Annotated in this window: 18 protein-coding genes and 1 tRNA gene; 7 read left to right on the plus strand and 12 right to left on the minus strand. The window is 66.3% G+C overall.

Features of this window, described 5'->3' with window-relative positions:
- Nucleotides 1-133 precede the first annotated feature (133 nt).
- Nucleotides 134-1,483: a substrate-binding protein gene (locus FOZ74_RS11800; protein WP_146913246.1), complete on the minus strand. Its 1,350-nt coding sequence runs from the start codon at nt 1,481-1,483 to the stop codon at nt 134-136.
- Nucleotides 1,484-1,849: 366 nt separating this feature from the next.
- A complete protein-coding gene (locus FOZ74_RS11805) occupies nt 1,850-2,659 on the minus strand; it encodes an IclR family transcriptional regulator (RefSeq protein WP_146913247.1) in 810 nt (269 codons plus the stop codon).
- Nucleotides 2,660-2,793: 134 nt separating this feature from the next.
- Here FOZ74_RS11805 and FOZ74_RS11810 point away from each other — a divergent pair, with 134 nt between their 5' ends.
- On the plus strand, nt 2,794-3,396 hold the full coding sequence (locus FOZ74_RS11810) for an isochorismatase family protein (protein ID WP_146914193.1): 603 nt from the start codon (nt 2,794-2,796) through the stop codon (nt 3,394-3,396).
- Between the two features lie 68 nt (nt 3,397-3,464).
- Nucleotides 3,465-5,375: a propionyl-CoA synthetase gene (locus FOZ74_RS11815; protein ID WP_146913248.1), complete on the plus strand. Its 1,911-nt coding sequence runs from the start codon at nt 3,465-3,467 to the stop codon at nt 5,373-5,375.
- Between the two features lie 24 nt (nt 5,376-5,399).
- Here the strand turns inward: FOZ74_RS11815 and FOZ74_RS11820 are convergent, their stop codons facing one another.
- Nucleotides 5,400-6,020: a glutathione S-transferase family protein gene (locus tag FOZ74_RS11820; RefSeq protein ID WP_146913249.1), complete on the minus strand. Its 621-nt coding sequence runs from the start codon at nt 6,018-6,020 to the stop codon at nt 5,400-5,402.
- The gene (locus FOZ74_RS11825; protein ID WP_146913250.1) at nt 6,017-6,730 is read right to left on the minus strand and encodes a glutathione S-transferase family protein; all 714 of its coding nucleotides are present in this window, start codon (nt 6,728-6,730) and stop codon (nt 6,017-6,019) included. The genes FOZ74_RS11820 and FOZ74_RS11825 overlap by 4 nt, the downstream gene beginning before the upstream one ends.
- Before the next feature lie 86 nt (nt 6,731-6,816).
- Here FOZ74_RS11825 and FOZ74_RS11830 point away from each other — a divergent pair.
- Nucleotides 6,817-6,903, plus strand: a tRNA-Leu gene (locus tag FOZ74_RS11830).
- A gap of 1 nt (nt 6,904) precedes the next feature.
- Here FOZ74_RS11830 and panC read toward each other — a convergent pair.
- From panC to metK, 7 genes are all read right to left on the minus strand, one after another.
- Entirely contained in the window at nt 6,905-7,750 is an 846-nt protein-coding gene (gene panC, locus FOZ74_RS11835) for a pantoate--beta-alanine ligase (RefSeq protein ID WP_146913251.1), read from the minus strand.
- Nucleotides 7,751-7,764: 14 nt separating this feature from the next.
- The gene (panB, locus tag FOZ74_RS11840; RefSeq protein WP_146913252.1) at nt 7,765-8,646 is read right to left on the minus strand and encodes a 3-methyl-2-oxobutanoate hydroxymethyltransferase; all 882 of its coding nucleotides are present in this window, start codon (nt 8,644-8,646) and stop codon (nt 7,765-7,767) included.
- A 114-nt stretch (nt 8,647-8,760) separates the two neighbouring features.
- A complete protein-coding gene (locus FOZ74_RS11845; RefSeq protein ID WP_146913253.1) occupies nt 8,761-9,912 on the minus strand; it encodes a branched-chain amino acid ABC transporter substrate-binding protein in 1,152 nt (383 codons plus the stop codon).
- Nucleotides 9,913-10,088: 176 nt separating this feature from the next.
- On the minus strand, nt 10,089-11,729 hold the full coding sequence (gene groL / locus FOZ74_RS11850) for a chaperonin GroEL (protein ID WP_146913254.1): 1,641 nt from the start codon (nt 11,727-11,729) through the stop codon (nt 10,089-10,091).
- Between the two features lie 80 nt (nt 11,730-11,809).
- Complete coding sequence (gene groES / locus FOZ74_RS11855; protein WP_146913255.1) at nt 11,810-12,100, minus strand: co-chaperone GroES; 291 nt, start codon at nt 12,098-12,100, stop codon at nt 11,810-11,812.
- Between the two features lie 186 nt (nt 12,101-12,286).
- Nucleotides 12,287-13,327 (minus strand): bifunctional nicotinamide-nucleotide adenylyltransferase/Nudix hydroxylase, encoded by a 1,041-nt coding sequence (locus FOZ74_RS11860; protein WP_146913256.1) that lies wholly within the window; start codon nt 13,325-13,327, stop codon nt 12,287-12,289.
- A 153-nt stretch (nt 13,328-13,480) separates the two neighbouring features.
- Nucleotides 13,481-14,662 (minus strand): methionine adenosyltransferase, encoded by a 1,182-nt coding sequence (metK, locus tag FOZ74_RS11865; RefSeq protein WP_146913257.1) that lies wholly within the window; start codon nt 14,660-14,662, stop codon nt 13,481-13,483.
- A gap of 142 nt (nt 14,663-14,804) precedes the next feature.
- Here metK and FOZ74_RS11870 point away from each other — a divergent pair, with 142 nt between their 5' ends.
- From FOZ74_RS11870 to FOZ74_RS11880, 3 genes are read left to right on the plus strand one after another with little or no spacing between them, the layout of a single operon-like run.
- Nucleotides 14,805-15,647, plus strand: a complete 843-nt coding sequence (locus FOZ74_RS11870; protein ID WP_146913258.1) for a lysophospholipid acyltransferase family protein — start codon at nt 14,805-14,807, stop codon at nt 15,645-15,647.
- Nucleotides 15,647-16,516 (plus strand): lysophospholipid acyltransferase family protein, encoded by an 870-nt coding sequence (locus tag FOZ74_RS11875; RefSeq protein ID WP_146914194.1) that lies wholly within the window; start codon nt 15,647-15,649, stop codon nt 16,514-16,516. Before FOZ74_RS11870 ends, FOZ74_RS11875 begins: the two co-directional genes overlap by 1 nt.
- Before the next feature lie 58 nt (nt 16,517-16,574).
- The gene (locus tag FOZ74_RS11880; protein WP_146913259.1) at nt 16,575-17,159 is read left to right on the plus strand and encodes a biotin transporter BioY; all 585 of its coding nucleotides are present in this window, start codon (nt 16,575-16,577) and stop codon (nt 17,157-17,159) included.
- A 9-nt stretch (nt 17,160-17,168) separates the two neighbouring features.
- Here the strand turns inward: FOZ74_RS11880 and yihA are convergent, their stop codons facing one another.
- Complete coding sequence (gene yihA / locus FOZ74_RS11885; RefSeq protein ID WP_146913260.1) at nt 17,169-17,894, minus strand: ribosome biogenesis GTP-binding protein YihA/YsxC; 726 nt, start codon at nt 17,892-17,894, stop codon at nt 17,169-17,171.
- Nucleotides 17,895-17,969: 75 nt separating this feature from the next.
- Here yihA and FOZ74_RS11890 point away from each other — a divergent pair, with 75 nt between their 5' ends.
- The gene (locus tag FOZ74_RS11890; RefSeq protein ID WP_146913261.1) at nt 17,970-18,590 is read left to right on the plus strand and encodes a c-type cytochrome; all 621 of its coding nucleotides are present in this window, start codon (nt 17,970-17,972) and stop codon (nt 18,588-18,590) included.
- Nucleotides 18,591-18,617 lie beyond the last annotated feature (27 nt).

Consider the following 18,617-nt stretch of genomic DNA (forward strand, 5'->3'; position numbering starts at 1 on the left):
AATCGATTCAATAAACGGAGTGCGCCACCAGCCCCTGAGTGAATCGATATTCACACAGGGCCGGCTTTTCCAAAGGGAAGGGCGCAGTCAGGCGTGCCGTTGCCGAAATGGTTCAGACACGCCTGCTGGTTTCTCAGGTGTAATCGCCCAGCTTGCAGCCGAAGGCGTCGGGCTTTTGAATGACCTTGGCGCCATCGACGATTTCGACGATGTCCCAGAAGTCCTCGTCGTTCTTCATGTCCTTCTTTTCCTTGCCGCGCACGATGATCACCGGGCGCACGCACTGGTGGTCTTCGGGGCGGTAGTGCACGTCACCGAGCAGCGAAGGAATGGTTTCGCCCTTTTCCCACTGCTTGATCACGTCGGGGGGGTAGAAGCTGCCGGCCTCGGTGACCATGCGCGCCCAGTGCGCGAAGCTCACATAGCCGTTTTCGGCACCCCACTCCGGGCGATAACCGTACTTCTTGTGGAAGGACTCGACGAACATCTTGGCCAGCGGGTACTTGTCTTCCAGCGTCCACCAGAAGTCGGTCGCCGCGTAGACGCCGTGCGTGATGTCCACGCCGGCTTCCTTGGCGATGAACGGAATCTGGTAGGGCAACACCAGCGTCATCTTCGGGATCAGGCCGAACTGCTTGGCCTGCTGCGAGGACAGCACCGCGTCACGGCCCCAGTTGACGTTGATCAGGAACTCTGCGCCCGAATTGGCGATGTTGGTCAGGTACTGGCTGAAGTCCTGCGTGCCCAGGGGCGAGACCTGGTTGGTCACCATCTTCCAGCCACCTTCCTTGGTCAGGTAGTTGTTGACCGATTCGGTGGTGGTGTGGCCGTAGGTGTAGTCCGGCGTCATGAACGCGGCCTTGCGGTTCTTGCCGAACTGCTTGACCAGGATGGGACCGATGGCGTTGGCGGTCATCTCGCCGTAGACGCCCTGGCGGAAGCCGTAGCGCACGCAATCCTTGCCGGTGGTGTCGTTGGAGCCCGAGATGGCCGCCATGTAAATGATTTTTTCGCGCTGCGCGAACTTGTTCATCGCCACTGCCACGGCCGAGGAGGTCGATCCGGTCATGGCGATGATCTTGTTCTGCGCGATGAAGGTCTGCGAGACCTGCAGTGCCTGGTTGGGTTTGGCGGCCGAGTCGGCCGAAAGCAGCTTCACCTTCTTGCCGTTGACGCCGCTGTTGACCTTGGGTGCGAGCGCCTTCATCAGCTCATGGTTGGTGTTGATGTGCTCGATGGCCAGCTCCATGCCCTTGAGCTCGTCGGCGCCCTGCACCGCATAGGTGCCGGTCAGGGGCACGGCGGCGCCCAGATAGACGGTGTCGCCCTGCGAGCCCTCGGGCCAGGTTGCGCCCAGCTTGGGCTTGTCCTGGGCCATGGCCCATTGCACGCCCCCGAGGCCGGTGGCCACCATGCCGCCCGCAGCGCTGATTTGCAGTGCGCTGCGACGTGACACGCCGTTTGTCGATTCAAACTTGGACATATGTCTCCTTCGTGGTTGGTAATCGTGATCCGAATCCCATGGCAATCGATGGATTGCCAATGGCCTTGAAGCGCACGGTGGCCGGTTTGAGTGCCAGTCCGAAATTGCAGCGGACCGTCCGTTTCAATCACTGGCCATCGATGCCAGTGCATGGTCTTCCACACGCGACGCTATGCAATGTAGGCCCGTGGCGCAATAGAGCCTAGACTCGAAAACCCCGAGAAAATACGCGCTTTCAGACGCCCCAATGTCAGGCGCGCGTAAGAGATTGGCCGATGGCGCGCCTCGGCGCGCATTCGTTCAATGCCGCGAAGTGCGGGCAGCGCATGCGGTTTGGGACGCGGCCCGGCATGCGCCGGGCGAGTATCAGGGGTTGCCTGCAGTGCGCTTGGCGCGCGCCTTGGGCGTATAGCCGAGGGCGAGAGAAATTTCCTGAGCGCAGGACTGCAGCTTGGGCAGCCAGCCGTCGTCGAGCCGATCCGCTGGCGCCGAAATGGACAGCCCGGCCACCAGTTCGCCCTGGTCGTCGTGGATGCCGGCGGCGATGCAGCGCACGCCGATTTCCAGCTCCTCGTTGTCGCGCGCCATGCCGTACTGGCGCGCGTGCGAGAGCTCGCGCTCGAGCAGCGGCAATTGGGTGATGCTGTTGCGCGTATGTCCGGGCAAACCGGTGCGTGCGCAGTAGGCGCGCACGCGTTGCGGCTCTTCCGCCGCGAGGAAGAGCTTGCCGGTGGAAGTCAGATGCAGCGGTGCATGCCCGCCGATGGCGCGCACCACCTGCATGCCCGAGCGCTCGCTGTAGGCGCGCTCGATGTAGACGATCTCGTCGCCCTGGCGCACGCTGAGGTTGACCGGCTGCTGGATGAGCTTGTGCAGCCTGCGCATCGGCAAAATCGCCGCGTCGCGCACGTTCAACCTCGCCTTGACGAGATTGCCCAGCTCCAGCAGGCGCATGCCCAGGCGATAGCTGCCTGATTCGGGCCGGTCCACGAAGCGGCCTATGGTCAGGTCGTGCAGGATGCGGTGGGCGGTGGACGGGTGCAGGCCGGAGCGGTCGCTGAGGTCCTTGAGTGAAACTGGTTCATCGCGTGCCGCCAGAATGTCGATGAGCTGGAACATGCGCTCCAGCACCTGCACGCTGGGACGGGGCGACAGATCGGAAGACGGTTTTTTCATGGCACAGCACTCGTTACACGGGAGCGCATTTTATATTGTGAAAATATATCGGCAGGCATCTCCCGCTCAGCATGCTTTCCGTGCGGCGCGCTGGCTGCGACAATGGTTGCGATTTGAAGGGGTACAAGGACGTGATGCTGCTGCAGGCCGATGAATCCCAGCTGGTGCTGGTGGACTATCAGGAACGCTTGATGCCGGCGATTTGCGAATCGCAGGCGGTGCTGGCCAACGCCCGGCGGCTGGGGCAGGCCGCGCGGCGCTTGGGCGTGCCGGTGTGGGGCACCGAGCAGAATCCCGAGCGGCTTGGTCCCAACGATCCACAGTTGCGCGCCTTGTCGGACAAGACGCTGGCCAAGATGCATTTCAGCGCGGTAGCCGATGGTCTCGCGCAATGGCTCGCCCCCACGGTCACGCCGGCGCGCGGCAATGCACGCAGTCTGCCGCGGCACCTGCGCCAGAGCGAGTCACAGAAGGCCCAGCGCTGCAGCATCGTGCTGGGAGGCTGCGAAGCCCATGTCTGTCTGCTGCAGACGGCGCTGGAGCTGATTGACGAAGAATGGGAGGTCTGGGTGGTCACCGATGCCTGCGGCTCGCGCACCGAGCGCAACCGCGACGCGGCCTTCGACCGCCTGGCCGGCGCGGGCGCCGAACTGGTGACGACCGAGATGGTGATCTTCGAGTGGCTGCGCAGCTGCGAGCATGCAGATTTCAAGGAGCTGCAGGCCTTGATCAAATAGCGTGACGAGGGGTGCAGGCCTGGTTCTGCGCGACAGAGATCGATTTCATGACCAAGAAGGAGACAAGGATGGATATGGCAGGCAGTTACGAGAAAACCCGGGCGGCAGCGCTGGCCGACCCGGCCGGGTTCTGGGCCGAGGTGGCGCGCGGCATCGACTGGGTCAAACCCTGGGACAAGGTGGTCGACGACGCGCGCAAACCCTTCTACCGCTGGTTCGCCGGGGCCGAGCTCAATACCTGCTACAACTGCCTGGACCGGCATGTGGAGCGTGGCCGTGCCGACCAGCTGGCGCTGGTATACGACAGCCCGCTGGCCGGTGCACAGCGCAAGTTCACCTACCGCGAGCTGCGCGACGAAGTCGCGCGCTGCGCCGGCGTATTGCGTGGCATGGGCGTGCAAAAGGGCGACCGCGTGGTGATCTACATGCCCATGGTGGCGGAAGCCGCGATCGCCATGCTGGCCTGTGCGCGCATCGGCGCGGTGCATTCGGTGGTCTTTGGCGGTTTTGCCGCGCCGGAGCTCGCCAAGCGCGTGGTGGATGCCAGGCCCAAGGTGATGATGTCGGCCTCCTGCGGGTTGCTGCCGGGCAAGGCCGTACCCTACAAGCCGCTGCTCGACGAGGCGCTGGAGATTGCCGGCGCTCCCGACACCCCCTGCCTGGTGCTGCAGCGGCCCGAGCTGCGCTGCGAGATGGTGGCCGGGCGCGACGTGGACTGGCAGGATGCCATGTCCCGCGCCGAACCTGCCGATTGCGTGCCGGTGGCGGCGACCGATCCGCTGTATGTCATCTACACCTCGGGCACGACAGGCAAGCCCAAAGGGGTGGTGCGCGACAACGGCGGCCATGCGGTGGCGCTGCGCTGGTCGATGGAGGCGGTGTTCGGTGCCCAGCCCGGTGACGTTTACTGGGCGGGCTCGGACGTGGGCTGGGTGGTGGGCCACTCCTACATCGTCTACGGGCCGCTGCTGCAAGGCTGCACCACCATCCTCTACGAAGGCAAGCCCGTGGGCACGCCGGATGCGGGCGCCTTCTGGCGCGTGTGTGCCGAGCATGGCGTGAACGTGTTCTTCACCGCACCGACCGCCTTTCGCGCGATCAAGAAGGAAGACCCCGAGGGCGCGCTCGTCAAGCGCTACGACTTGTCACGCTTTCGTACGCTGTTCCTCGCCGGTGAACGCGGCGACCCCGACACCATCGAATGGGCGCAGCGCATTCTGGGTGTGCCGGCGATAGACAACTGGTGGCAGACCGAGCTGGGCTGGCCGGCGATCAGCAACTGCATGGGCATCGAAGTGCTGCCGGTGCACCCGGGCTCACCCACCAAACCGGTACCCGGGTTCGACATCCGCATCCTGGATGAAGAAGGCAATGAAAAGCCGGCGGGCGAGATCGGCAGCCTGGTCATCAAGCTGCCGATGCCGCCGGGTACGCTCTACACGCTGTGGAACAACGAAAAAGGCTACGAGGAAACCTATCTGTCGCGCTACCCCGGCTATTACCTGTCCGGGGATGCCGGTTTCGTGGATGCGGAAGGCTATGGCTGGGTGATGTCGCGCATCGATGACATCATCAACGTCGCCGGCCATCGGCTCTCGACCGGTCAGATGGAGGAAATTCTTGCCTCGCACCCCGACGTGGCCGAGGCGGCCGTCGTTGGCGTGGCCGATGCGCTCAAGGGCCAGGTGCCGCTCGGGCTGGTGGTGCTCAAGTCGGGCGTCAAGCACAGCGATGAAGAAGTCTGCAGGGACCTCGTGGCGCGCGTTCGCTCGCAGCTTGGCGCGGTGGCCGACTTCAAGAGCGTGCATGTGGTGGCGCGTCTGCCCAAGACACGTTCGGGCAAGGTCTTGCGCGTCACCATCCGCACCATGGCCGACGGCGGCGAAGTGAAGGTGCCCGCCACCATCGAGGACGACGCGGTGCTGCCCGAGATCAAGGCGGCGCTGGCCGCACTCGGTTACCCGCGCGCACCCGCCTGAAGGTGCCGGAGGGCTGGGCTCGCGCTACATCGCCCGCGCACTTTCGCGTGCAGCCACGCGATCGCGCCAGGCCTGCAGTGCGGCAAAGCCTTCTTCGCCCGCGTTGAATTTCATCAGGCGGGCAAATTCCAGCGCGCAGAAAGCGGTGATGTCGGCGATGGTGAAGCGCTCGCCCGCGATCCAGTCCTGCGTGGACAGCGTGGCGTCCAGCCACCGCGCGCTTTCGCGCACTTTCTGCCCCTGAGACTGCCCGAAATCTGGAAACTGCGGCTTTTCGAGCGTAGCCAAGCCCGGATGGGTGTGGCGCACGCAGTTGGCAATCGGCAGCAGCCAGTACCACTCGACGCGCCGGTCGTGCATCTCGATGAAGGCGCGTTCGTCAAAATCCACCCCCATCAGCGGGTTTTGCGGGTACAAGCCTTCAAGATAGGTGCAGATGGCGCGTGTTTCACTCAGGGTGCGGCCATCATCGAGCTCCAGCGCGGGTACCCTCGAGACCGGTACCCTGGCCTGGTAGGCGGGTGCCTTGTGCTCGCCCGCATTCAGATCGATGGTCACGAAGTCGATGCCGGTGATGCCTTTTTCGGCCATGAACATCAGTACGCGCCGTGGATTGGGCGCGCGTGTGGCGGTATAGAGTTTCATTGCTGGCTCTCCTGGGAGGTGCGGCCCATCATCACCATGCTGCGGGCCTGCTCGGAAAACTCGCGCGAACCGGCTTCGCCGTCGCGGCTCAGGTCGATCTTTGCCGGCGGGCGCTCGATGCCGCGCTGCACGGCCGGTCGTGCGCGGATTGCATCGCGCCAGCGCTTGAGGTGCGGCAGGCCCTCGATGGGCACACCCGACCAGCGATGGGTGCGCACCCAGGCCCAGTTGGCGATGTCGGCAATGGAATAGTGGCCCGCCAGCCATTCATGGTGAGCGAGGTGGGTGTCGAGCACCTCGAAGAGGCGGCGGCTTTCGGCCTGGTAGCGCTCGATGGCGGCCGGTATCCGGGTCGGGAAATAGCGGTAGAAGACGTTGGCCTGACCCATCATCGGGCCTACGCCGCCCATCTGGAACATCAGCCACTGCAGCACGCGCGAGCGGCCCTTGGCGTCTGCAGGCATGAGGCGGCCGGTCTTCTCGGCCAGATAGATCAGGATGGCGCCCGATTCGAACACCGCGAAGTCCCCGGCATCATGGTCCACGATGGCCGGAATGCGGCCATTGGGGTTGATGGCAAGGAACTCGGGGCGCTTTTGTTCGCCCTGGCTCAGGTCCAGCACCTTGAGCGCGTAGGGCAGGCCCAGTTCTTCCAGCGCAATGGAAACCTTGTGGCCGTTGGGCGTGGCGGCGGTGTAGAGCGTGATCATGGCCAGCATCCTAATCCAGCGCCTTTGGCGCTGCCGACCGCAGGAATAGCGCTCGCATGGGCGCAAGTAGAATCACCGCTCCTGAAGCGCGGGTGGCGAAATTGGTAGACGCACCAGGTTTAGGTCCTGACGCCAGCAATGGCGTGCCGGTTCGAGTCCGGCCTCGCGCACCAGTCAGAACTCCAGGTTGTCGATCAGGCGGGTCTGGCCCAGCCGGGCCGCGCCCAGCGCCACCAGTTGTCCGGCGCGCAGCGTCTCGGCGGTCGGCGGCTGTAGGTCGCTGCGCTGGCGCACCACGAGGTAGTCGGGCTGCCAACCGCCGTCGCCCAGGCGCTGCATCGCCTGTGCCTCCAGGGCGCCGAGCTTGCTGCCCGGCTCCAGGGCGGCTTGCGACAGCCAGGCGAGCGTGCGCGAAAGCTGCACCGCCCGGGCGCGCTCTTCATCGCTCAGATAGGCGTTGCGCGAGCTCAGTGCCAGGCCATCTGCGGCGCGGCAGATATCGGCGCTGACGATTTCCACCGGCAGCGCGAACTGGCGCACCATCCGGCGGATGACCATTTGCTGCTGGTAGTCCTTGCGGCCGAAAACGGCCGTGCCGCCCGAACCGGCGAACACGCACCACAGCAGCTTCATGACCACGGTGCACACCCCCGTGAAAAAGCCGGGACGAAACTGCCCTTCAAGGATGTTGGCCAGTGCCGGGTCGGGCGTGACCGTGAAGGTCTGCGGTTCGGGATACAGATCGCGCTCGGCGGGCGCGAAGACGATGTCGCAGGATTCGGCCTCAAGACGGCTGCAGTCGGCCTGCAGCGTGCGTGGATAGCTATCAAAATCCTCATGCGGCAGAAACTGCAGGCGGTTGACGAAGATGCTCGCAACCAGTACCTCGCCCAGCGGCCTGGCCTGGCGCACCAGGGCCAGATGGCCGTCGTGCAGGTTGCCCATGGTGGGCACGAAGGCAGGGCGCCCGCGCCCGTGCAGGGCGGCGCGCAGATCGGAAATCGTGTGTACGACTTGCATGGGGCGTTGGGCGGCTACCAGGCGTGCACCGCGTCGTCGGGGAAGCTGCCCCCCTTGACGGCCTGGACGTAGGCTTCGATCGCGCCCTTGATGCTGCCGGCGTCCGGCATGAAGTTGCGCACGAAGCGCGGCATCTTTCCGAGGTTCATGCCCAGCATGTCGTGCAGCACCAGAACCTGGCCGGCGGTGCCCTTGCCGGCCCCGATCCCTATGGTGTGGCAGCGCGGCAGCTCTTCGGTCAGGCTCGCGGCCAGCTGCGCCGGCACCATTTCGAGCACGATCATCTCGGCGCCTGCGTCCTGCAGTTCCAGCGCGTGGCTGCGCAGCGTGGCGGCTGCCTCGTCGCCGCGGCCCTGCACGCGGTAGCCACCCAGCGCGTGCACGGTCTGCGGCGTCAGTCCCAGGTGGGCGCAGACGGGGATGCCGCGCTCCACCAGGTAGCGCACGGTGGGCGCGGTCCAGCCGCCGCCTTCTAGCTTGACCATGTGCGCCCCGGCCTGCATCAGCCGGGTGGCGCTGTGCAGCGCCTGCTGGGGCGACTCGCCATAGCTGCCGAAGGGCAGGTCGCCGATCAGCCACGCGGTGCCCTGCACGCGGCGCACGCCGCGCGAGACGCTGGCCATGTGGTAGCACATGGTCTCCAGCGTCACGCCCACGGTGCTCGCAAGGCCCTGGCAGACCATGCCGAGCGAATCTCCCACCAGGATGCATTCCACGCCGGCGGCGTCGGCCACCGCGGCAAAGGTGGCGTCGTAGGCCGTGAGCATGGTGATCTTTTCACCGGCTTCGCGCATCTGGGCCATGCGCGGCAGGCTGACGGGGCGGCGCTGGGGCAGCGGCGCGGCGGTGGGCAGGGTGCCGTAAGGGGTGCCTGGGGTAGGCGCGGGAGCGTTCATCGCGGGTTCCTGGCTGCAAAACGCGGGCAAGTCTATGCCAAGCGTGCCGCTCCTGGTGGACGCAGAGACGAAAAAGGCCCGCCGAAGCGGGCCTGGGTAGGACAGCGTCCGGGCTTACTTGACGTCGATGGCGGTCTTCTTGCCGTCCACGAACTTGCTCAGGGTGTAGGTGGGGTCCTTCATTTCGCCGTTGGCTTCGAAGCGGATGTGCGAGGTCACGCCCTGGTAGTCGCTCTTCTGCAGGAAGGGGATGTAGACCTTGGGATCCCAGGAATTGGCGCGCTTCATCGCGTCGGCCAGCAGCATCACGCCGTCATAGAAGTAGGGGCTGTAGACCTGGAACTGGCCGGGGTACTTCTCGTCGTAGCGCTTCTTCCACTCGATGCCGCCGGGCATCTTCTCGATGGAGGAGCCGCCATCGGCGCAGACTACGTTTTCCAGCGTCTTGGCACCGGCCGCGACCTTGGCGAGCTCGGGCACGCACATGCCGTCACCGCCGAACATCTTGACGTCGTTCATGCCCAGTTGGGCCATCTGGCGCAGCATGGGGCCGGCCTGGCCGTACATGCCGCCGTAGAAGATGGCCTGGGGCTTCTTCGCCTTGATCGAGGTCAGGATGGCCATGAAGTCGGTGGCCTTGTCGTTGGTGAACTCGTTGGCCACGACCTTGACGCCGAGCTTTTCCAGGTCGCGCTTGTACACGCTGGCAATGCCCTGGCCGTAGGGGGTGCGGTCGTCGACCACGGCCACCTGCTTCAGGCCCAGGGTCTTGGCGGTGTAGTTGGCCAGCGCGGCGCCCAGCGCGTTGTCGTTGGCGATCACGCGGTAGGTGGTGTCCCAGCCCGGCTTGGTCAGGTCGGGGTTGGTGGCGGCGCCGGTGATCATCGGAATGCCGCAATCATGGAACACCTTGGACGAGGGGATGGCCACGCCCGAGTTCACGAAGGTGACGGCGCCCGCAACCTTCTGGTCGCACAGCTTCTGCGAGGCGGCCGTGCCCTGCTTGGGGTCGGCGCCATCGTCCTCGGCGACGATCTCGAACTTGATCTTCTTGCCGCCGATTTCCATGCCCTTGGCATTGAGGTCCTCGATGGCCATGCGCACGCCGTTTTCGTCGTCCTTGCCGAAGTGGGCCTGGGGACCGGAAACCGGGCCGATGTGGCCGATCTTGATGACTTGCTCCTGGGCAAGCGCGCCGGAGCTCACTCCGATAGAACCGATGCCGGCCACGACGGCGGCGACAAACAACTTGCGCGAAATCTCCATTGAAGGCTCCTGATCTGCAGAAAAATGCGAAAGCGCAACCTTATGGAGCTGCGGCCTTCTTGGCAATGGCGAAAACACCTGCATTTGCGCTTTTCACCACATGGTTTACCCGCGCAAAAAAAGGGCCGCGCAAGGCGGCCCTTCGGTGGCGAAAGCGGGCGCTTTCAGCCCTGTGCTTACATGCCCATGCCGCCCATGTCGCCCATGCCGCCGGGCATGCCGGGGGCGGGGGCTTCTTCCTTGGGCGCTTCAACGACCATGGCTTCGGTGGTCAAGAGCAGCGAAGCCACCGAGGCGGCGTGCTGCAGCGCGGCGCGCGTGACCTTGGTCGGGTCCAGGATACCCATCTCCAGCATGTCGCCGTAGGTGTCGTTGGCGGCGTTGAAGCCGTAGTTGCCCTTGCCTTCGAGCACCTTGTTGACCACCACGGATGGCTCGCCGCCGGCGTTGGCCACGATCTCGCGCAGCGGCGCCTCGATGGCCTTGAGCACCAGCTTGATGCCCGCGTCCTGCTCGGCGTTGTCGCCCTTGAGGTCCCCAATGGCTTGCTTGGCGCGCAGGAAGGCGACGCCGCCGCCGGCCACGATGCCTTCTTCCACCGCGGCACGCGTGGCGTGCAGCGCGTCTTCCACGCGGGCCTTCTTCTCCTTCATCTCGACTTCGGTCGCGGCGCCGACCTTGATCACCGCCACGCCGCCAGCGAGCTTGGCCACGCGCTCCTGCAGCTTCTCGCGGTCGTAGTCGCTGGTGGCTTCCTCGATCTGCACGCGCACCTGCTTGACGCGTGCCTCGATGTCGTCGGCGCTGCCTGCACCGTCGATGATGGTGGTGTTTTCCTTGGCGATCTCCACGCGCTTGGCCTGGCCCAGATCGGCCAGCGTGGCCTTCTCCAGCGACAGGCCCACTTCCTCGGCGATCACCTTGCCGCCGGTCAGGATGGCGATGTCTTCCAGCATGGCCTTGCGGCGGTCGCCGAAGCCCGGGGCCTTGACGGCGACGACCTTCAGGATGCCGCGGATGGTGTTGACCACCAGCGTGGCCAGCGCCTCACCCTCGACGTCCTCGGCGATGATGAGCAGCGGACGGCTGGCCTTGGCCACCTGTTCCAGCGTGGGCAGCAGGTCGCGGATGTTGCTGATCTTCTTGTCGTAGAGCAGCACGAAGGGGTTTTCGAGAATGGCGACCTGCTTCTCGGGGTTGTTGATGAAGTAGGGCGAGAGGTAGCCGCGGTCGAACTGCATGCCTTCGACGACTTCCAGCTCGTTGTCCAGGCTCTTGCCGTCCTCGACGGTGATCACGCCTTCCTTTCCCACCTTGTCCATCGCGTCGGCGATGATCTTGCCCACCGACTCGTCGGCGTTGGCCGAGATCGAGCCGACCTGGGCGATTTCCTTGCTCGTGGTGGTGGCCTTGGAGGCCTGCTTGAGCTGCTCGACCAGCGCGATCACGGCCTTGTCGATGCCGCGCTTGAGATCCATGGGATTCAGGCCGGCGGCCACGTACTTGGTGCCTTCGCGCACGATGGCCTGGGCCAGCACGGTGGCGGTGGTGGTGCCGTCACCGGCGATGTCGTTGGTCTTGGAGGCCACTTCCTTCACGAGCTGCGCGCCCATGTTCTGCAGCTTGTCCTTGAGCTCGATTTCCTTGGCGACCGACACGCCGTCCTTGGTCACCGTGGGGGCGCCGAAGCTGCGCTCGAGCACCACGTTGCGGCCCTTGGGGCCCAGGGTGACCTTGACCGCGTTGGCCAGGATGTTCACGCCTTCCATCATGCGGGCGCGTGCGTCACCGCCGAAAACTACGTCTTTTGCTGCCATGTTTGGCTCCTGAAAATATGAATGAAATCAGCCTCAAACGCTTTACTGGTCTGCGCTTGCAGCTATGAATGGAGGAGTAATTACTTTTCGACGACGGCAAACAGGTCGTCTTCCTTCATCACGAGCAGCTCATCGCCGTCCACCTTGACGGTCTGACCGCTGTACTTGCCGAAGAGCACGCGGTCGCCCACCTTGACGTCCATCTTGATGCGGTCACCGTCCTCGTCGAGACGGCCCGGGCCCACGGCCAGCACTTCACCCTGGTCGGGCTTCTCGGCGGCGTTGTCGGGGATGACGATGCCCGAGGCCGTCTTGGTTTCGTTTTCGAGGCGCTTGACGACCACGCGGTCGTGCAGAGGACGAAGTTTCATGACAACTCCTGAAATTCACTGGTTGAAGAGGGTTCGCAAAAGCGGCCCCTTGAGGGCCGCCGCGCGCGCTTGGGAAAGGTGTTGTTAGCACTCAAACCCAACGAGTGCTAATCATAAGGGCGTTTGGCCCGATTTCAAGGCCCGTACGCAGGATTTCGGTCTTCTTCTTTGCGCGCCCCGGGGCGCTCAGAGCAGATGCAGGAATTTGTCCAGAATCTGGAAGTGGTCTTCGAAGAACCGCGCTTCCATGTCCGGCAGTTCGTGCAGCGCCACCCAGCGCGCCTGCGCCGCATCGTCGCCGCCCTGCACCGCCGGTGGCGTGGCGTCGTCCAAATCGATATGGTGCACGTGGGTGATGGTGCGCCCGCGCTGGCTGCGGTCGGGGTGGTCGAACACCTGCACCGAGCGCAGGCTCTGCGCCAGACGTCCTTCAGTGAGTGCGCAACCGGTCTCTTCGCGCAGCTCGCGCAGGCAGGACTGCCACAGGGTGTCGTGTGGCTCCAGAAAGCCGCCGGGCAGCGCCCACAGACCCTGGCCCGGCGCCTGGGCGCGCTGTACCAGCAGCACCTGGTCGCGGCAGCGCAGCAGCGCGTCCACGGTGACGAAGACGGGCGGATAGGGCGCCGCCGCCCAGGCCTGGCGGTAGTCGCGCAGCATGCGCCACTCCGCCTGCAGGTGCTGGTAGGGGGCTTGCGAAGCCATGCGGCGCAGCAGCGCGAGCGTGGCGGGCGGCGCCTGGTCGGCAAAGGGCGCAAGGGCGCTCGCCAGATCGGCCTGTGCGGCACCCAGCCAGGCATCGCGCAATTGCGTGGAATCGATCGCGCCCATGCGCGGCAGACTGAGCAGCTGCCAGCCTGGGAAGGCGCGCAGGTATTCGCTGCTTGCGTCCTTGAAGTGGCCGACGAGCGCGACGCGCGCCTCGGGGCCCGCATGCTGCGCGACGGCGCGGCGCACCGCATCGGCCCAGCGCGGCTCGTCGTAGTAGTCGCGTACCGGGCAGGGGATGAGGCGCTCGCGCAGTGACGGCTCGACGCTCGCACGCAGCAGCTCTGCGCGTTCCTGCCAGGTGAAGGGATTGCGCGGCGTGCGCGCCTGAAAGGCCGACCCCAGCACTACGACGACCAGGCGCGCCTGCCGCGCCGCCTCCTGCAGCAGCGCAAGATGTCCCTTGTGCACCGGCTGGAAGCGGCCTATCAGTACGGCGATGTCAAAGCGATGGTGGTCCATGGCGTGGGTGGATTCGGCGCGTGGCCGCTGGTGCCGCGACGGCTCTTGCAAGCGCGCCGCTGCGCTTCTTCAGGCTCTACAGGCCGCGCTGCTGCCCGCAGCAGCGCGGCCTGTGGCGCAAGGCCGCTTGAAGTTGCTGCGCACCTTCAAGGTTTACAACCCCGCTGCTGCCCGCAGCAGCGCGGCCTTGTCCGTTCTCTCCCAGGTGAACTCGGGTTCGTCGCGGCCGAAGTGGCCGTAGGCGGCGGTCTTGGCGTAGATCGGGCGTTGCAGGTCGAGCATTTGCAGGATGCCCTTGGGCCGCAGGTCGAAGTGCTGCGCCACCAGCTCGGCAATCCGCGTGTCCGGGACCACGCCGGTGCCTTCGGTATAGACGGTGACGTTCATCGGCCGCGCCACGCCGATGGCGTAGGCCACCTGGATCTGGCACTGGCGCGCCAGGCCGGCGGCGACGATGTTCTTGGCCACGTAGCGGCAGGCGTAGGCGGCGCTGCGGTCCACCTTGGTCGGGTCCTTGCCGCTGAAGGCACCTCCGCCATGCGGGCAGGAGCCGCCGTAGGTGTCGACGATGATCTTGCGCCCGGTCAGGCCGCAGTCACCCTGGGGGCCGCCGGTGACGAAGCGTCCGGTGGGGTTGATCAGGTACTTGGTGTCCTTGAGCCATTCGGCGGGCAGCACCGGCTTGATGATCTGCTCGACCACGGCTTCGATGAAGCTGGCCTTCATCTTCGTCGGCGTCTCGGACTGGTCGGGGCTGTGCTGGGTGGAGAGCACCACGGTGTCGATGCTGTGCACCTTGCCGTCGATGTAGCGCATCGTCACCTGGCTCTTGGCGTCGGGACGCAGGAAGGGCAGGGCGCCGCTCTTGCGCTGCTGCGCCTGGCGCTCGACCAGACGGTGGGCGTAATAGCTGGGCGCCGGCATCAGCGTGTCGGTCTCGTCGCAGGCGTAGCCGAACATCAGGCCCTGGTCGCCGGCGCCGGTGTTCAGGTGGTCGTCGCTCGCCTGGTCCACGCCCTGCGCGATGTCGTTGCTCTGCTTGTCGTAGGCCACCAGCACCGCGCAGCCCTTGTAATCGATGCCGTAGTCGGTGTTGTCGTAGCCGATGCGGCGGATGGTGTCGCGCGCCACCTGGATGTAGTCGACCTGGGCGTTGGTGGTGATCTCGCCGGCCAGCACCACCAGGCCGGTATTGGTCAGGGTTTCTGCAGCGACGCGCGAGCGGGGGTCCTGGGCAAGAACGGCGTCGAGGATGGCGTCGGAAATCTGGTCGGCCACCTTGTCGGGATGGCCTTCGGAGACGGATTCGGAAGTGAAGAGAAAGTCGCTCGCCATTTGTGCATAAACTCCTGGTTTCTAAGCATTTGGGGCGTTGCCCAAGCCTCCTCAGGAGCTTTGCGGCGAACGCTTTAGCAGTCTTGTTTCACGTCGCCCTGCAAGTTGCTCGGTTAACTCGGCGACCGCGCCATTGTAGTGAATGCCCCTGATCTTTCGCTTCTTGTCTCTGCTGCCGCTGTGGTTGCTGCATGGCCTGGGCGCGCTGCTGGGCTGGCTGGTGTTCGCGCTGTCGCCCACCTACCGGCGCCGCTTCATCGCGCATGCGCGGCTTGCAGGCTATTCGCTGCGCGCCGTCGGCTCTGCGGTGGGACACGCCGGGCGCATGGTGGCCGAGGCGCCGCGGCTGTGGCTGCGCGCGGCGCTGCCACCGTGCGAGGTGCGCGGCGCCGAATGCGTGGAGCAGGCCTGGGCCGCCGGGCGCGGGATCGTCTTTCTCACGCCGCACATCGGCTGCTTCGAGCTGTCCGTGCAGGAGGGTGCGCGCCGCTGGGCGCCCGGGCACGGGCCTTTCACCATCCTGTACCGGCCGGCGCGCCAGGCCTGGCTGGCCCGGATGCTGGCCCAGGCGCGCCAGCGCCCTGGCATCCGCGCCGTGCCCACCAATCTGCAGGGGGTGCGCCAGATGATCAAGGCCTTGCGGCGCGGCGGGGCTGTGGGCTTGCTGCCCGACCAGGTGCCGCCCCGGGGCATGGGCGTGTGGGCGCCGTTTTTCGGGCGTGAGGCCTACACCATGACGCTGGCGGCGCGGCTGGTGCAGCAGACGGGGGCGGCCGTGATCCTGGCGCGCTGCGAGCGCCTGAGGCTGGGGCGCGGCTACGTGCTGCACCTGCAGGCGCTGGAGCAGGCGCTGGCCCCCGAAGTGGATGCGGCCGTGCGCCAGATCAATGCCGCGCTGGAAGCGCAGATCCGGCAATGCCCGCAGCAGTACCTGTGGGGCTATGGGCGCTACAAGCAGCCGCGCGAGCCGGAGGTGGCCGCTTGATGACGCGACTGGCCATCGCCGCGCTGAATCTGCTCGCGCGCCTGCCCCTGCCCTGGCTGCGCGCGCTGGGCACGGGCCTGGGGCGGGTGCTGTTCGTGCTGGCGCGCAGCCGGCGCGCGGTGGCGCTGCGCAACCTGCAGCTGTGCTTTCCCGAGCTGCCCGAGCCGCAGCGGCGCGCCTGGGCGCGGGCCTCGTTCGAGGCGTTCTGCCAGACCTTTCTGGACCGCGGCTGGCTGTGGAGCGGCTCCGAAGCGCTGCTGCGCGCGCGCGTCAAGCTCACCGGCGCGGTGGCGGAGCTCGACGACCCCTCGCCCATCATCGTGTTCGCTCCGCACTTCTATGGCATGGACGCGGGCGGGCTGGCACTGCCGCTGCGCACCCGGCGCGAGTTCACCTCGATCTATACCGCCAACTCCAATCCGGTGCTCGATGCCTGGCTCACCGAGGGGCGCCAGCGCTTTGGCGCCTCGCGCATGCTCAACCGCGCCGAAGGGGTCAAACCCATCATCAGCTGCCTGCGCAAGGGCGGTCTGCTGTATCTGCTGCCGGACATGGACCACGGCGCCGCCGGTTCGCTCTTCGTGCCTTTCTTTGCCGTGCCCGATGCGGCCACGCTGCCCTCGCTGTCGCGCTTTGCGCGCCTGGGGCGGGCCAAGGTGCTGGCGCTGTATACCCGCATCACGCCGCAGGGCTATGAGGCCCGTTTGACGCCCGCCTGGCAGGACTTTCCCACCGACGACGTGGCGGCGGACACCGCGCGCATGAATCGCGAGCTGGAGGCCGCGATCCGCACCATGCCGGCGCAGTATTACTGGGTGCACCGCCGCTTCAAGACCCGTCCGCCGGGGCAGGAGTCGGTGTACCGCTGAGGGCCGGCGCGCTCTCTAGAATCGGCCGCTTTCACCGAACCCGAAAGATTGCCCCGCCATGTCCGAGACCCTGAGCCGCGAGCGCTCCCATGCGATGGTGCAGGTGGCGCTGTTTGCGGCGCTGACGGCGGTGCTGGGCCTGATCCCCAAGCTTGATCTGCCGTTTGGCGTGCCCATTACCCTGCAGTCGCTCGGGCCCATGCTGGCCGGTTGCTTTCTCGGGGCGCGGCGCGGCTTCCAGGCCATGGCGTTGTTCGAACTCGCCGTGGCGGCGGGCCTGCCGCTGCTGGCGGGCGGGCGTGGCGGGCTGGGGGCGTTTGCCGCGCCCACTTCCGGCTACCTCGTCGGCTTCATTCTGGCGGCGGCTGCCACGGGGCTGTTGATGGGCAGGTTGCCGCGCGCCACGCCGCTGCAAGCGGCCATCAGCGCCTTCGTGGCATCGGCCGTGGGGGGCGTGCTGCTCTTGCATGCCAGCGGCATTCTCGGGCTGATGCAGTTTGCCGCCATGCCGCTGCAAAAGGCCTTGCTGCTGGACCTGGCCTTCGTGCCGGGCGATCTGCTCAAGTGCGCGGTCTGCGCCCTCGTCGTGCACGCGGTGGCCAAGGCCATGCCGGATTGGCCGCTGGGCGGCCGCCGGCGCTAGCGCGCTGCTTCAGGCCTGTTCGGGCGGCGCCGGCGGCGCAGCCTCGGCGTCCGCCGCAGCGTTCGCCTCAGGGCGGGTCCATTGCCAGAGCAGCTGCGCCACCTCCTCCACCCCCTGTTTGCTCAGTGCGGAAAACAGCCGCACCTCGCCGCCGCCGGCCTGCAGCCGGGTGATGGACAGCGCCTTGGCCTGCTGCGCGCGGGTGAGCTTGTCGGCTTTGGTGAGCAGCACCAGAAACCTCAGCCCGGCCTGCACGCGCGGGCGCAGCGCGTCCAGCAGCGCCTCATCGAGCTCGGTCAGCCCCAGGCGCGGGTCGCACAGCAGCACGAAGGCACTGAGGCTTTCGCGCTGCACCAGGTAGTTGAGCATCACGCGCTGCCAGCGCAGCTTGTCCTCGCGCGAGACCGCTGCGTAGCCGTAGCCGGGCAGATCGGCGAGCACCGCATCCATCGCGCCCTGACGGCCGAGCGCAAACAGGTTGATGTGCTGCGTGCGCCCGGGCTTCTTGGAGGCGAAGGCCAGCTGGCGCTGCTGCGCCAGGGTGTTGATGGCCGTGGACTTGCCGGCGTTGGAGCGGCCGACGAAGGCGATCTCGGGCACCTGCACCTCGGGCAACTGGTGCAGCTGGGCGGCGGTGGTGAAAAACCGGGCGGTGTGCATCCAGGCCATGGCGGCGCGGCCATCGATGCAGAGGGGCGCGGTGCTGGTGGTGTCGGCGGGGCTGGATGGCGGCATGGAAGGCGTCGGAGAGCAGTGGACGGCATTGTAGAATCCGAGGGTTTTTGCGCCTGTAACTTCAAGACCGTCCCTATGAAGCTGATTGCCTCCCTGCTGATGTCTGCCGCGCTGGCGGTTTCCTCGGTCAGCGCCATCGCCGCTGATGGCCCGGCCAAGCCCGACCCGGCCCAGGGCGAGGCCAGTTACACGGCGGTGTGCGCTGCCTGCCACGGGGCCGACGGCAATTCCATGCTGCCCAACACGCCCTCGCTGGCGCAGCAGTTTCCCGAATACCTGGCCAAGCAGCTGCACGAATTCAAGTCCGGCAAGCGCGAGGATGCGGTGATGCAGGGCATGGCCGCCACGCTGGACGATGACGGCATTCGCAACGTTTCCGCCTGGCTCGGGGCGCAGAAGGCCAAGGACAGTGCCGCCAAGGATGCCGAACTCGCAGCAGTGGGTGAGCGCATCTACCGCGGCGGCGCGCAAGACCGCGGCGTGGCCGCCTGCGCCGGCTGCCACAGCCCCAATGGCGCGGGCATTCCGGCGCAATACCCGCGCCTGGCCGGCCAGCACCAGGACTACACCATCAAGCAGCTGGCGGAGTTCCGCGATGGCAAGCGCGCCAACAGCGCCACCATGCACGACGTGGCCAAGTACCTGACCGATCGCGAAGTGCAGGCTCTGGCGGACTACATCGCCGGATTGCGCTGATTTGCGGCGGGCGCGGAACACCGCGCC

The organism is Comamonas flocculans (assembly GCF_007954405.1).
In the GTDB taxonomy this organism is placed as follows: Bacteria; Pseudomonadota; Gammaproteobacteria; order Burkholderiales; family Burkholderiaceae_C; genus Comamonas_C; species Comamonas_C flocculans.

Bases quoted from the DNA above. Each gene is read 5' to 3' on its own strand.
- groL (WP_146913254.1), bottom strand. From the start codon at position 11,729: ATGGCAGCAAAAGACGTAGTTTTCGGCGGTGACGCACGCGCCCGCATG.
- FOZ74_RS11890 (WP_146913261.1), top strand. From the start codon at position 17,970: ATGAAGCTGATTGCCTCCCTGCTGATGTCTGCCGCGCTGGCGGTTTCC.
- metK (WP_146913257.1), bottom strand. From the start codon at position 14,662: ATGGCGAGCGACTTTCTCTTCACTTCCGAATCCGTCTCCGAAGGCCAT.
- panB (WP_146913252.1), bottom strand. From the start codon at position 8,646: ATGAACGCTCCCGCGCCTACCCCAGGCACCCCTTACGGCACCCTGCCC.
- FOZ74_RS11845 (WP_146913253.1), bottom strand. From the start codon at position 9,912: ATGGAGATTTCGCGCAAGTTGTTTGTCGCCGCCGTCGTGGCCGGCATC.
- FOZ74_RS11870 (WP_146913258.1), top strand. From the start codon at position 14,805: ATGCCCCTGATCTTTCGCTTCTTGTCTCTGCTGCCGCTGTGGTTGCTG.
- FOZ74_RS11820 (WP_146913249.1), bottom strand. From the start codon at position 6,020: ATGAAACTCTATACCGCCACACGCGCGCCCAATCCACGGCGCGTACTG.
- FOZ74_RS11860 (WP_146913256.1), bottom strand. From the start codon at position 13,327: ATGGACCACCATCGCTTTGACATCGCCGTACTGATAGGCCGCTTCCAG.
- panC (WP_146913251.1), bottom strand. From the start codon at position 7,750: ATGCAAGTCGTACACACGATTTCCGATCTGCGCGCCGCCCTGCACGGG.
- FOZ74_RS11810 (WP_146914193.1), top strand. From the start codon at position 2,794: ATGCTGCTGCAGGCCGATGAATCCCAGCTGGTGCTGGTGGACTATCAG.
- groES (WP_146913255.1), bottom strand. From the start codon at position 12,100: ATGAAACTTCGTCCTCTGCACGACCGCGTGGTCGTCAAGCGCCTCGAA.
- FOZ74_RS11815 (WP_146913248.1), top strand. From the start codon at position 3,465: ATGGATATGGCAGGCAGTTACGAGAAAACCCGGGCGGCAGCGCTGGCC.
- FOZ74_RS11805 (WP_146913247.1), bottom strand. From the start codon at position 2,659: ATGAAAAAACCGTCTTCCGATCTGTCGCCCCGTCCCAGCGTGCAGGTG.
- FOZ74_RS11880 (WP_146913259.1), top strand. From the start codon at position 16,575: ATGTCCGAGACCCTGAGCCGCGAGCGCTCCCATGCGATGGTGCAGGTG.
- yihA (WP_146913260.1), bottom strand. From the start codon at position 17,894: ATGCCGCCATCCAGCCCCGCCGACACCACCAGCACCGCGCCCCTCTGC.
- FOZ74_RS11875 (WP_146914194.1), top strand. From the start codon at position 15,647: ATGACGCGACTGGCCATCGCCGCGCTGAATCTGCTCGCGCGCCTGCCC.
- FOZ74_RS11825 (WP_146913250.1), bottom strand. From the start codon at position 6,730: ATGATCACGCTCTACACCGCCGCCACGCCCAACGGCCACAAGGTTTCC.
- FOZ74_RS11800 (WP_146913246.1), bottom strand. From the start codon at position 1,483: ATGTCCAAGTTTGAATCGACAAACGGCGTGTCACGTCGCAGCGCACTG.